The organism is Dyadobacter sp. 676 (assembly GCF_040448675.1).
Taxonomy (GTDB): domain Bacteria; phylum Bacteroidota; class Bacteroidia; order Cytophagales; family Spirosomataceae; genus Dyadobacter.
On record NZ_CP159289.1, the window covers coordinates 5,231,347 to 5,245,147 of the forward strand.

Sequence of the window (13,801 nt, forward strand, 5' to 3'; positions counted from 1 at the left end):
GGTGAATATTAGAAATGTACTATATATAGTATTTTGTAACTATATCAATTATTGGTTCAAATTTACTAGTCAAATTTTATAAAACAATCATTTTGCCAAAATTTATGTTTGTTTTTAATCATAAACACGAATTAAAAGTTAGGAATTTAGAAAAACACGATTTACTTTTGACTTATCGAAAAAGTGATAACACACTCGCAATATTTGAATAGTGCAATAAAATAATTATGTTTTCACAAATAAATAGTTATTAATTACTATGAAAGCTGTTTCAAACACCCGGGTCGTCGTAGTTGGCAATGGTATGGTGGGCTACAAATTCTGTGAAAAGCTCCTCTCGAGAAAAAAAGACGGACAGGATTTTACCATCACTGTATTTGGTGAAGAACCCCGTGCTGCCTATGACAGAGTACATTTGAGCGAGTTTTTCGCAGGCAAGACGGCAGATGACCTTTCAATGGCCGGCGCCGACTGGTATGCCGAAAACGGGATACGGCTGTTTTTGTCCGATCCGATAGTCGATATCGACCGGGAAGAGAAACTGGTGCGTTCGCACCATGGACATATAGTATATTATGACTACCTTATTATGGCTACCGGTTCAGGGGCATTCGTTCCGTCGATTCCGGGTGTCGAAAAGGACGGGGTGTTTGTGTACCGCACCATCGAGGATCTGGAACTGATCCAGTCGTATGCAAAAAAAGCCAGAAAAGGTGCTGTGCTCGGTGGCGGTTTGTTGGGCCTCGAAGCGGCGAAAGCATTGCTGGACCTGGGCTTGGAAGAAGCGCACGTAGTAGAATTCGCCCCGCGCCTCATGCCGCGGCAGATCGACGACGCCGGCTCACGCATGCTGCAAAGCCAGCTCGAATCCCTTGGCTTGCAAATACATTTATCGAAAAGTACACAGGAAATCAAAGGCGACGACCGCATTGAAGGGATGCAGTTTGCCGATAATAGTTTCCTCGACGTGGATATGCTCGTGATTTCGGCGGGTATCCGTCCGCGTGATGAGGTTGCCAAAATTGCGGGACTCGAAACCCACCCACGTGGCGGTATCGTGGTGAATAACCAATTGCAAACTTCCGATCCATTCATTTTCGCGATCGGCGAATGCGCATTGGCACATCATATGATCTACGGCCTCATCGCGCCGGGCTATGAAATGGCCGACGTGGTAGCGACGATGCTGACCGGCGGCGAGAAGGAGTTCTTGCCTTATGACATGTCGACCAAGCTGAAACTCATCGGTACTGACGTGGCGAGCTTCGGCGACCCGTTCGTGGAAGAGCCTGCTTGCCGCACAATCCGTTACGAAAACAAGGCCAAAGGCATTTATAAACGTATCAATGTAAGCACCGACGGCAAAACTTTGCTGGGCGGGATCCTCGTGGGGGAGGCAGAGCAATATAATATGCTCCTGCAAACCTGCAAGAATAAAACCATTCTCCCGCCCGACTCCGAAGACTTGATCCTGGGCTCCCGCGGAGGCGAGGAAGTGGGCGCGGGCGTCATGAGCCTGCCCGACGACGCGCTCATATGTTCGTGCGAGGCGGTTACGAAAGGCATGATTTGCCACGAGGTAGGTGAAAACGGCCATCACACCGTGGACGCATTGAAGAAGTGCTGCAAGGCCGGCACCGGCTGCGGCGGATGTGTCCCGATGGTGAAAGACCTGATCGCAGGCGTCATGAAAGAAAAAGGCGTTTATGTCCGTAATGTGATCTGCGAGCATTTCGATTATTCGCGCCAGGAATTGCTGGATTTGGTGAAAATGAATGGGTTGAGGACTTACGGTGCGGTGCTTGACCACTATGGCAAGGGCGATGGCTGCGAGGTCTGTAAGCCGCTTGTGGCCTCCGTGCTAGCCAGTCTTTGGAATGAAAATATCCTCGAAAAAGACCGTGCGGTCGTGCAGGATTCGAACGACCGTTATCTGGCAAACATTCAGAAAGGCGGTACGTACTCGGTAGTTCCGCGGATTCCGGGCGGGGAAATCACGCCCGAAAAACTGATCGTGATCGGTCAGGTAGCGCAGAAATACGGCTTGTATACCAAAATCACCGGCGGCCAGCGCATCGACCTCTTCGGTGCGCACCTGGGCGACCTGCCGGATATCTGGGAAGAGCTGATAGGTGCAGGCTTTGAAAGCGGCCATGCCTATGGAAAGTCTTTGAGAACGGTAAAAAGCTGTGTGGGCTCCACCTGGTGCCGTTTCGGGGTGCAGGATTCGGTATCATTTGCGATTGAAGTAGAAGAACGCTACAAGGGCCTGCGCTCCCCGCATAAGTTGAAATCGGCGGTATCGGGCTGTGTACGGGAATGTGCCGAGGCCCAAAGCAAGGATTTTGGAATAATTGCTACCGAAAAGGGCTGGAACCTGTTCGTGTGTGGCAACGGCGGCGCCAAACCTCAGCATGCGCAGCTGCTCGCCAGCGACGTCGACAAGGAAACCTGTCTGCGCCTCATCGACCGTTTTCTGATGTTCTATATCAAAACGGCCGACCCACTGACCCGTACTGCAACCTGGCTCAACAAAATGGAGGGTGGTATGAACTACCTGAAAGCCGTGGTTGTGGACGACGTGCTGGGCATCGCCGACGAACTGGAACGCGATATGCAAAACCTCATCGACGTCTATAAATGCGAATGGCGCGAGGTGGTGGAAAGTCCCGAGCTCCGCAAACGCTTTACGCATTTCGTGAACACCCCGATGAAAGACCCGAGCGTATCGTTCGCGGAAATGCGCGAGCAGAAACGGGCTACCGAATGGGCATAGCGCCGGGGTATCCATGGCGCATTGCCGGCTTCCCGGCCGCGCTGCCCGTCGGCTGAAGCCAACGGAAATGGATTGAAATGAAAATCCATTGCCCGCGCTATCCGTCGGCTGAAGCCAACGGAAATGGATTGAAATGAAAATCCATTGCCCGCGCTATCCGTCGGCTGAAGCCAACGGAAATGGATTGAAAATGAAAATCCAATGCCCGCGCTGCCCGTCGGCTGAAGCCAACGGAAATGGATTGAAAATAAAAATCCCATTGCCCGCGCTGCCCGTCGGCTGAAGCCGACGGAAATGGATTGAAAATAAAAATCCAATGCCCGCGCTGCCCGTCGGCTGAAGCCAACGGAAATAGATTGAAATGAAAAATCCCATTGCCCGCGCTGCCCGTCGGCTGAAGCCAACGGAAATGGATTGAAATGAAAAATCCCATTGCCCCGGGTTTTAACCCGGGGATCAATAGCAAATCAATAGCAAAGATTTTTAAATCCGGGTTTCAACCCGGGGAGGCACAACGATCAACTTTAGAGCAAAATGGAAACGATCACCGACACAATCAATGCAGTAACCTGGCACATGGCGTGCTATGTCGACGATATCCCCGAAGACGGCGGGGGCTGCGCGTTTATCAGTGGCAAGCAAATTGCCATTTACAACTTTGCGCGAAGAGGGGAATGGTATGCGACCGACAACCAATGCCCGCATCGCCAGCAAATGGCCCTTTCCCGTGGAATGATCGGCAGCCACGGGGAAGAACCGAAGGTAGCTTGTCCTTTTCATAAAAAAACCTTTTCATTGCAAACCGGACAGTGTCTGAACGACGACGAATACCGGATCAATACTTTCCCGGTGATGGTGAAAGAGAACCGGGTTTACGTAGGTTTGTAGTCGTTGTGGCGGAACGGCGTGCAGCGGCTCCCAGGGCATCGATACCTCCGCGACTGTCCGGTCGCAGACAAGTTCACCAACCCGGGGTTATCCCCGCTTCCGGCCTTCGGCCCTGTAAATGGAAAGACTCGATAAACGCGTAGCCGGTAGTCTGACGCGATTTTACGTAGTAGCATTGTGCGTTGTAGCCCTGCTCACCGTAAGTGGCCTGTTTCTGATCAGGCGAACGATCCGGAACCTCAACCACGACAGTCGCGTGGTAAATGTCGCCGGCCGCCAGCGAATGCTCAGCCAGCGGCTTACCAAGCTGGCAATTCTGAAAGTCAACGGCATTGGACACCGCGATTCGGTTGATTTTGCAGCGCTGCTCGGACTCTGGAAGGACAGCCATGAGGCACTTTTAGCGAAGAAGCTATCCGTCGACAAGGGTTTCGTTACCTGGAAAAGTCCGGCCCTCGATACCATGTTTCGCGAAATGGGACCTGTTTTCGATGGGATTTACGACAATTTCCGGATTATCGGCAGCGACTCTTCCGAACTTGCCGAAAAGCGGCGGGCACTGGATGAGGTATTGCTTAGCGAACCGAAGTTCCTGGCCCGGATGGACCGCATCGTGTTCCAGTTCGATAAGGAGAGCTTCGAAAGGCTCGAAAACCTCGAACGCATAGAATGGATACTCGATTTGATGACTATTCTCGTGCTGGTCGCCGAAGGATTGCTGATTTTCAGGCCGGTAGTGAACACGACACGCCGGGTGGTGAGGATGCTCACCGAGTCGGAGGATGCATTGCAGCTCTCCAACCGGAAGTTGAAAGAGGCAAATATCCAGCTTGTGGAAACGCAGAAAGAGCTGCTGCGCCTCGAAGAAGAAAAATACGAGCTGCAACTCGCCGAAGACCGGGTAAGGGCCGGTGCGTTGATAGAAGGCCAGGAGGAGGAACGGAAACGTTTTGCATTGGAGCTGCACGACGGAATTGGCCAGATGCTGACCGGCCTGAAACTACACGCCGAGAAGCTGAAAGCGGTTCAGTTTCACGACGAAAAACACCGGAAACGCTTCGATCAGCTTGTGGTGCTCATTCAGGATATCATCCAGACAACGAGGCAAATATCGTTCAATTTAATGCCGTCCGTTTTGAGCGATTTCGGCCTGGCGTCGGCGTTGAAATTGCTTTGTCAGCAAACGGCCGAGGTATCGGGAATCAGCGTCACATTCGAAGGTGAGACGGCGGACCGTATCCCGATGGGCCGCCCAATGGAAACCGGCCTCTACCGCATTGCCCAGGAAGCGTTGAACAATGCGGTCAAACATGCGAATGCGGATCAGATCAAGATAAAATTGGAACAAAATAAGAATCGCATCGTTTTGGAAATTGCCGATGACGGAAAAGGATTTTTAATTAGTAATTTGAAGTCAGAAGAAGGCCAGTTCCTGACCCGCAACGGAATGGAAAACATCCGTACACGGACGCGGCTGCTCAACGGCGAAATGCAGATCATTTCCAAAGTGGATAGCGGTACGAGGCTGGTCGTTCAGGTTGATTTATAATGACTTATTGCTGATTAGCTTACGGCTTATGCCCATTCGGATTTTAGTTGTGGACGACCATTCGGTAGTGAGGCAGGGCATTATTACCCTGCTCGAAGATGAGGACGACCTGGTGATTGCCGGCGAGGCTTCTGACGGTGACGAAGTGTGGGATATGGTCGAAAAAGTAAAGCCCGACGTGATCCTGCTCGACCTGACGATGCCCCGGATGTCCGGACTCGATGTGATCAAACAAATCGTACCGGTATTCTCTTCCGTGAAAATATTGGTGTTCAGTATGCATAACAACACCGATTACGTGCTTTCGTCGGCGCTGAACGGAGCTTCGGGATATCTGGAAAAGGACACCAGCCGCGACGAAATGCTCAGGGCGATCAGGGCTATTGCCAAAGGCGATCTCTATTTCCCGCCGTATGCGTCGTCGGTGATCATTAAGAACCTGCTTAAACAGCTTGCACGCGTACCCGACACGCGCCCCGCGCAGGAAGAGGCGCAGGAGAAATCCATCTGGAAAATCATTACCCCGCGCGAACAGCAAATCCTCAAATGCCTCACCGAAGGTATGAGCAGCAAAGACATTGCCGAAAAATTCGATATCAGTTCCAATACGGTCGCCAACCAGCGTGCCAGCATCATGAGAAAAGCCAATGTGAAAAATACGGCCGAACTTATTAGTCTGGCGATGAAGTAACCAATGGCCTGATTTTTATACTGTCCCTCCCAGGTTTATTGAGGCTTCCCCGCCTGAGCCGGTACTTAACCCAAAGATGCGATGGACAGGAAAATCACGTTCATATGCGCGCTGATGCTTTTCTGCACGGTTTTATTCGCGCAAAATTCAGAAAATAAGCATGATCGTTCGCCCAGGAAAATCGTCTTCATTGCTGGTCCCGACAGCCACGGCAAAGGTGAGCACGAGCATAACGGCGGCTGCACACTGCTTGCCAGGGCGTTGAACGATAGTTTGCCGGGCGCGGAAGCCGTAGTTGTGCATAACGGCTGGCCGAAGGACGAATCGGTACTGGATAATGCAGCTGCGATCGTGTTCTACCTCGATGGTGGCGGCAAGGATCATTTGGAGCTTGTGCATGCGGCGAAAATGGAAGAACTAACGGCAAGGGGTACAGGCATTGTTAACCTGCATTTTTCCCTGGAAGTGGACGCCCAGGCTGGCGGAGCGCGCTTTCTAAATTGGATTGGAGGGTATTTTGAAACCAACTGGTCGGTCAATCCCGTCTGGGAAGCCAGTTTCGCACGCTTTCCGGATCATCCGGTTGCGCGGGGCGTAAAGCCTTTCGCTATCGTTGACGAGTGGTACTATCACATGCGTTTCGCGCCTGATATGAAGGGTGTGACACCCGTTTTGCAGGCATTACCGCCGGAATCGACCCTTGAAAAGCCGGACGGAACCCATTCCAACAACCCTGCCGTACGCGAAGCGGTCATTGTCCGGAAAGAAATGCAGACACTCGCCTGGGCTTTCGAGCGGCCCGACGGCGGCCGCGGATTTGGCTTTACCGGCGGGCATATGCACAAGAACTGGCAGAACGACAACTTCCGGAAACTTGTGTTGAATGCCATTGCCTGGACCGCAAAGATCGATATTCCCGCCGATGGCGTCCCCTCCGCAACGCCCACTGATAATGAACTGAATGCGCTTACAAAGCGGGTAAACTGACGCGGGGAGATTAAATTTTTTTAATCCATAAATTTCTTTCGCCGGTTTTGCGTTACTTGATGCAATACGCCCCGGCGGTCCCTGACAAGACAAAAAGACGAAGCAGGCCCGCGCCGTTTTGTTTTAAAGTCCAGATGAAATACGGTTTTCAGGAACCGCGAAAGCGCCCCGGCAAGATTGTTTTTTTACTATGGTTCCTGCTACTTGCCGGACAATGGCCTGCCCACGCCCAAGCGGATTGCTCCTCCGACACCCTCGTTGTACCCGTGCCGCCGGACACCGCCAGCGCGCTTGAAACCAGCGCCGCTGTACAAAACAAAGTCAAGCTGTTCTTCAATTTTGATGCACGCGGTACATTTATCCAGCACAAGCGTGTCAATGTTTTCGGGGTCAATGCGGGCATAACTTTTGGCGAGAAACGCAACCGGCTTACCGCAGGTTATTATTGGCTCGGTTACAATGCCGCGCGGCGGCTCGTCAACTGGCGTAAAATACTTTCTAATACGCTGAACCTCTCTTATTACACCGCTACCGATGTCCGGTTTGTGAATTTTGCGTATTGGCATACGGTGATCCGCAACAGGCGCTGGGTGTTGTCCGCGCCGCTGGAAATCGGCATCGGCAATGAGAATACCCGTTTCCGCGACTTGTTCGATGGCCTCGCTTCCGGCTCGCGAAAGGATTATTTCGTTCCTCTGCAGGCAGGCGTGTATGGCGAATACCGCGCCTGGCGCTGGGCCGGCATCAACTCACAAATCGGTTACCGCAATGCGCTGTCCTCCGGCGAGTTCAGGGAGCGGTTCAGCGGATTTTATTACAGCTACGGAATCAACCTGTACCCCGATGCGATCTGGAAGGATTTCAGGAAATGGAGTAACAGAAGACGGAAATCTTAGGCGGTTGATAATGCGATACTACCGGTCGGACATTGGGAGCTACTGTTGCCCACAGGAAGCTGAATTCCGGATATTGCCGGTTTCAATAGAGCTGTGCTCCTCCTTCTACAAACTCTCAGCGAATCATCATAAGGATCCGTTCGACAGGACGCTTATTTGGCAGGCGCTCCATCAGGGTTGCTCGCTCATTACTATCGATAAGGACATCCGCAAATACACGACCGAAGGCTTGCAAGTCGTCTGGTAATACTCTGCAACCTATTTTTCCACGAATTTCCACGCAACCCCTTGCGATTTCAATTTCTTTAAATTTACTTTGTCTATCAAATAAGTAGATTTTGTTTGTTAGCCACCAGCAGACAGGATCGATACCACAAGCTTTTTCAAACATGAAACCGATGGATCGTTATTCTTCGCGCATTATGATTGTGCCTATGGTGGGCTCTTCCCGTTGTACTTTCTCGGTTACATCATGTTGTTGCGGTCAATGAGCGACGTCCGATGACGCATTACGATTTTCACCCTGGTTACATATCATTCATTACACTGTTGGACCAGCCGGCCCACAGTTCCAGCCATTTCTTACATCATGAAAAACTTTAAGACTTTCTTCCTCGCGACAGGCCTCGCTCTGGCCGCGTCCTTGAACGCATTTGCTCAGGAATCAACTGAAAACAAGGTAATTATTACCGGCGTGCGCTTTGCTTACCCCATCGTCGATAAATGGATCAAGGAATATACCGCTGCCAATCCTAAGGCGCAGATCGCGATCGAAACACGTACCGTCACCGACCCGGCGAAATATGACCTGCTGATAGAGGCTTATGAGCAGGAAAAGGACGTGAGAGACACCCGCGAGTACATTTCGATCGGCCGCTACGCATTGCTGCCCGTGGCAAATGCGAAATCGGCGTTTGCGAAAGAATATGCGGATAAAGGGCTGAACGAGAAGACTTACAAACAGATTTTCTTCCACGATATTTATGCCGAAAAAGATAAGTCGCTTACAACCCAGTATACGATTTATACGCGTCTTCAAAAAGCCGGCGCACCGCTCACTTTCGCCAGATATTTCGGTTATGAACAGCAGAATATCAAAGGCAAGGCCATTGCGGGAGCCGACGAGCATTTGATCAAGGCACTTTTAAAGGATGAAACAGGTATTACCTACACCACACCCGGTCTCGCGTACGATCTGCAAACCCGCAAACCACTGGAAGGTCTGACGATTATCCCCGTTGATCTGGACGGAAATGGCCGTGTTTCGAAAGAAGAGAAAGCACTGGATAATCTCGATGAGGTTCTTGCCACGCTTGAAACCGGTAAAATCAAAAATGTGCCGGTCGAAAACATTCATTTTTCAATCGCCAAAAATAATCCCAACCCCGAAGCGAAGAAATTCCTGCTTTGGGTAGCTGAAAATGCCGACAAGGACCTTCATCAATTCGGCTATCTGAAAGCGGACGCGAAACGTTTGGCCGAAGAAAAGGAGAAACTGGAACGATTTCAGGCTGTAAAATAAGGTTCACAGGTCCGCGGGCACAACGCAACGGTGTGCCCGCCGCTTCTCCACATACGCTACCTACAAAACGTCATTTCGCAACCACGCGAAGGCCGGACATACTCTTACCTGCTTTTCACGTACGCTCTGCCGTGCATGGCGGTCCGGTCGGGAAGGTGAGAGTCCGACGTGAGGAGAAACAGGGGAAAGCGGATTTTTACAAAAAGAAAAAATCAAATATCCTTCCATGAGAAGATTAATAACGGCTGCCGCGGTGCTATTGGCAATGCTGACCGCTCAGGCACAAACACAGCGGAAGCCAAATATCGTCGTAATCCTGGCCGACGACCTTGGTTACGGGGATATCGGCGCTTTCGGTGCCACCGACATCCGCACGCCGAATATCGACGGACTTGCCGCCCATGGTATCAAACTGACGTCTTTTTACTCTGCTTCGCCCGTATGCAGCCCCACGCGCGCCGCGCTCATCACCGGACGTTATCCCCGCAGGCTCGGGATCGATCACGTGTTTTTCCCGGAAAGTTTTACAGGCATTCCTTCCGACGAGGTCACGATCGCCGAAGCGTTGAAAGGCAATGGCTACCGTACCGCCATTTTCGGAAAATGGCACCTGGGCCATCATCGGCAATTTTTGCCATTGCAAAATGGTTTCGACGAATATTACGGCATTCCGTACAGCAACGACATGATGGGCATTGTGTACCTGCGCGGTAATGACGTCGATAGTATCAGGGTCAACCAGAAATACATTACGCAGACCTATACCAAAGAAGCGGTTCGTTTCATCGGTCAGAACAAGGACAGGCCATTTTTCCTTTACATTACCCATAATATGCCACACGTGCCCATTTACGCTTCGCCGGAATTTGAAGGCAAGTCCAAAAGAGGTCTGTACGGCGATGTAATCGAGGAGCTCGATTGGAGCGTGGGTGAAGTGATGAAAGCGCTGAAAACGAACGGTTTGGAGGAGAATACACTGGTCGTTTTTACGAGCGACAACGGCCCCTGGCTGATCTTTGATGTAGAGGGCGGCTCGGCGGGCCCGTTACGTCAGGGCAAAGGAACTACTTTCGAAGGAGGCCAGCGCGTGCCGGCCGTCGCGTACTGGCCGGGGAAAATCAAAGCGGGCTCGGTTTACGACGGGCTGGCGTCGCAGCTCGACCTTTATCCGACCATTATCAGCCTCACTGGCAGCCAGAAAACACAAACCCGAAAGCCGCTGGATGGGGAGGACATCAGTCCGGTGCTGTTCGGCAAAGGAAAGCGGAAAGGCGATGAATTCGCCTATTATTCCAACGGCGTCATCGAAGCCTACCGCAAGGGCGACTGGAAGATCCGCCTGCCACAGAAGGATGTGAAAATGGGAAGTGTGGTGATTGTCCCGGCGACGGATACCTTACTTTTCAACCTCAAAACAGATGTGGGGGAGCAGAACAACCTTCTGCGATCCAACCCCGCGAAAGCCAAAGAGTTGTTGCTTTCGCTGGAAGCCTACAAACGGAGAATCGGCGCCACTCCGCCGGCTCTTGTGCAGCGCATGCCTTCAGACGACAGCCACATTAAAAAAAGAGCCGAAAGGGCCGCTGGAAAAAGTGCCGGCAAATAAGTAGCTTTGGAATGGTTATGTGTTTGATAACCATTCCAAAACATTTATCAAAGCCATGAAAAAAACAGCAACCACCGTCCTGGGGTTTTCGCTTGCCCTGTCGTTTCTCGTGAACGGCGCCCACGCGCAGAACATCGATCTCAAACCGGCCTCGCTTACGCCTTATCAGGTGTCGGTCAGCGCGGGTGATTACAAAGGCAAACCGGCGGTCGCACTTCAAATGCCCGGGATGGTCGCCAACGAGAAAACAATCGCTGTTTTAAAAGACGTTGACTTTCATAATGGAACCATCGAGGCTGAAATTTCGGGACAGCCGCAGGCCAATGCAGGCGAAGGAGCCCGCGGATTTGTCGGAATAGCATTCCGGGTGGCCTCGGACACTTCCAAGATGGAACTTTTTTATATACGCCCGACCAATGGTCGGGCCAACGATCAGGTCCGCAGGAACCATTCGACGCAATATGTTTCCATGCCGGGATATCCATGGGAAAAGCTGCGCCGCGAAACGCCTGAAAAGTACGAAGCCTATGCCGACATGGTGCCGGCGGAATGGACCAAAGTGAAGATTGAAGTAAAGGATGAGACGGCGAAATTTTATGTCAACGGAGCATCGCAACCGACTTTGATCGTCAATGACCTCAAACAGGGTAAGGACTTGCGCGGCAGCGTCGCGCTCTGGATCGGACCGGGTACACTGGGGCATTTCACCGATTTGAAAGTAACGAAAATCGATTGATGGAACCCCGCCCGATACACACACTTAAAATATTCCGGTAATGCGGGGGAATCCTTGCATTATTGGAATTGAAAACTTTAATTTGTCTATTAAATTTATAGGATAAGTATTATTATTAAAGCCTGCCCGCCGGAAATAACCGCCATTTCCGGATGGTACATTTGCAAAGCTTGCAATGCTGTGACAACAGGGACGGATTTGGAATATGCGCTTTTTTGTATATGCATTTGCGTGATATCCGTCAGCAAATAGCCATGATCCGGTGCGGTCGGAGAGACATGGGCGGCATCGGGCTCTTATCTTTTTATCATCCATCATAAAAATGGAAACCTGTATAAATCAGCGTGACATTGCCGGTGGGTGGTCTGGCCGTACAGCCCTCAATGGTGTAGCACTATGTTCTCATATTAATTTATGATTTCACAATTCCAAAATTCACATGCCCGGCAAACAAATCATTAGTCTCCTGCTGCTCGCGTTCATATGTGTAACGCCGGCTATTTTTGCCCAAAAGAAACCCAATGTGATCGTCATCCTCGCCGACGACCTCGGTTATGCGGACCTGGGTTGTTACGGCAGCGAAATCCCGACGCCCAATCTTGACGAACTCGCCCGGAATGGCGTGCGGTTTACCAATTTCTACAACACCGCCCGCTGTTGCCCCACGCGAGCCGCGCTGCTCACCGGCGTATATAGTCATCAGGCTGGTATCGGGCATATGATGGACGACAAGGGCGGCGATCACCCGGCATACCGCGGGCAGCTCAGCCATAATACCGTAACAATCGCCGAGGTGATGAAGGCCGCGGGCTATTTCACCGCGATGACGGGTAAATGGCACGTGGGGCATCAGCACGGCGTGTACCCGTCGAACCGCGGCTTCGATCGCTCGCTTCACGCGCCTGCGGGAGGCTTCTACTATCCCGGTGGCAATAACGCCAGGCTGTTCCTGAACGGCCAGGAGGTTACCAACGACCCGGAAAAGCTCCCGAAAAACTGGTATTCGACCGATTTGTGGACGGACTACGGGCTTCGGTTTATCGACGAGGCCGTTGCCGCGAAAAAGCCGTTTATGCTGTATCTGGCGCACAATGCACCGCATTTTCCGTTGCAGGCCCCCGAAGAGGATATTGCAAGGTTTCGGGGAAAATACCTGAAAGGCTGGGAAAAACTGAGGCAGGAACGGTACGAGAAACAGATCAGGCTCGGGTTGATCGACCCGTCGTGGAAACTGCCGCCGATCAATCCGAATGTGAAGAAATGGGACGCGTTGAGCGATGTGGAGAAAAAACGGTACGACGATATGATGGCTATTTACGCAGCCGTCATTTACCGGCTCGACAAAAGTATCGGCGACCTGGTGGCCGGTTTGAAAAAGCGGGGTGTTTTTGACGATACCGTCATTCTTTTCGTGTCCGACAACGGCGGTAATGCAGAGCCTGGCATCGAAGGCCGTTATGAAGGCGATCAGCCCGGCAATGCGGAATCGACGGTTTTTCTCGGCCAGGGGTGGGCCGAGGCGGCGTGTACACCCTTCTGGGCCTACAAACATCATACGCACGAGGGCGGTATTTCTTCGCCGGGCATTGTGTCGTGGCCGGCGGGAATTCCGGCCGCGCGGAATGGCAAATTCGAACGCCAACCTGCTCATATCATCGACATTATGGCTACGCTCGTGGATTTGGGCAATGCCGGATACCCGGCCACGTATGCCGGTAATACCATCCAGCCGCTGGAAGGGGTGAGCCTGAAACCGGCATTCACAGGCAAGCCTGTCAATCGCAGGAACCCGATTTTCTGGGAGCACGAGGGTAATCGCGCCATTCGTGACGGAAAATGGAAACTGGTTGCCGAAAAGAGCGAGAAATGGCAGTTGTACAATGTGGAAAAAGACCGTACGGAGCTGAACGACCAATTCGGGAGGCAACCCGAAATTGCCGCAAAGCTGGTAGCGAAGTATGAGAATTGGTACAAACGCGTAGGCGCAGAAGACTACGACAAGATCTTTAAATGGTTTTACGATTATGATAAAGCGAAGCAGGAATCCAGCGCCCGTGGCGGAAAGTAGCGGATCATGAGGGCGGGGCGCATTCGGCGGTGCTGCAAGCTGCGAAGGAGCGATCTGTTCCGGTAAAAAAAGATCGATGCAA

Annotated in this window: 12 protein-coding genes; 11 read left to right on the top strand and 1 reads right to left on the bottom strand. The window is 51.8% G+C overall.

Features of this window, described 5'->3' with window-relative positions; genetic code table 11:
- The first annotated feature begins 259 nt into the window (after positions 1-259).
- Positions 260-2,776 (top strand): nitrite reductase large subunit NirB, encoded by a 2,517-nt coding sequence (gene nirB / locus ABV298_RS23240; protein WP_353718543.1) that lies wholly within the window; start codon positions 260-262, stop codon positions 2,774-2,776.
- Between the two features lie 97 nt (positions 2,777-2,873).
- Here the strand turns inward: nirB and ABV298_RS23245 are convergent, their stop codons facing one another.
- Positions 2,874-3,209 (bottom strand): hypothetical protein, encoded by a 336-nt coding sequence (locus ABV298_RS23245; protein WP_353718544.1) that lies wholly within the window; start codon positions 3,207-3,209, stop codon positions 2,874-2,876.
- A gap of 101 nt (positions 3,210-3,310) precedes the next feature.
- On the opposite strand from ABV298_RS23245, the gene nirD reads away from it, so the two are divergent.
- From nirD to ABV298_RS23295, 10 genes are all read left to right on the top strand, one after another.
- A complete protein-coding gene (nirD, locus tag ABV298_RS23250; RefSeq protein ID WP_353718545.1) occupies positions 3,311-3,664 on the top strand; it encodes a nitrite reductase small subunit NirD in 354 nt (117 codons plus the stop codon).
- A 118-nt stretch (positions 3,665-3,782) separates the two neighbouring features.
- On the top strand, positions 3,783-5,213 hold the full coding sequence (locus ABV298_RS23255; RefSeq protein ID WP_353718546.1) for an ATP-binding protein: 1,431 nt from the start codon (positions 3,783-3,785) through the stop codon (positions 5,211-5,213).
- A 28-nt stretch (positions 5,214-5,241) separates the two neighbouring features.
- Positions 5,242-5,904: a response regulator transcription factor gene (locus ABV298_RS23260; protein ID WP_353718547.1), complete on the top strand. Its 663-nt coding sequence runs from the start codon at positions 5,242-5,244 to the stop codon at positions 5,902-5,904.
- Positions 5,905-5,985: 81 nt separating this feature from the next.
- Positions 5,986-6,891: a ThuA domain-containing protein gene (locus tag ABV298_RS23265; protein ID WP_353718548.1), complete on the top strand. Its 906-nt coding sequence runs from the start codon at positions 5,986-5,988 to the stop codon at positions 6,889-6,891.
- Positions 6,892-7,025: 134 nt separating this feature from the next.
- Entirely contained in the window at positions 7,026-7,787 is a 762-nt protein-coding gene (locus ABV298_RS23270) for a hypothetical protein (RefSeq protein ID WP_353718549.1), read from the top strand.
- 10 nt (positions 7,788-7,797) lie between these two features.
- A complete protein-coding gene (locus ABV298_RS23275; RefSeq protein WP_353718550.1) occupies positions 7,798-8,034 on the top strand; it encodes a PIN domain-containing protein in 237 nt (78 codons plus the stop codon).
- Positions 8,035-8,376: 342 nt separating this feature from the next.
- Positions 8,377-9,309 (top strand): hypothetical protein, encoded by a 933-nt coding sequence (locus tag ABV298_RS23280; RefSeq protein ID WP_353718551.1) that lies wholly within the window; start codon positions 8,377-8,379, stop codon positions 9,307-9,309.
- Positions 9,310-9,535: 226 nt separating this feature from the next.
- A complete protein-coding gene (locus tag ABV298_RS23285) occupies positions 9,536-10,915 on the top strand; it encodes a sulfatase (protein ID WP_353718552.1) in 1,380 nt (459 codons plus the stop codon).
- A gap of 55 nt (positions 10,916-10,970) precedes the next feature.
- On the top strand, positions 10,971-11,651 hold the full coding sequence (locus ABV298_RS23290; protein WP_353718553.1) for a hypothetical protein: 681 nt from the start codon (positions 10,971-10,973) through the stop codon (positions 11,649-11,651).
- A 439-nt stretch (positions 11,652-12,090) separates the two neighbouring features.
- The gene (locus tag ABV298_RS23295; protein ID WP_353718554.1) at positions 12,091-13,719 is read left to right on the top strand and encodes an arylsulfatase; all 1,629 of its coding nucleotides are present in this window, start codon (positions 12,091-12,093) and stop codon (positions 13,717-13,719) included.
- The last annotated feature ends 82 nt before the right edge of the window (positions 13,720-13,801 follow it).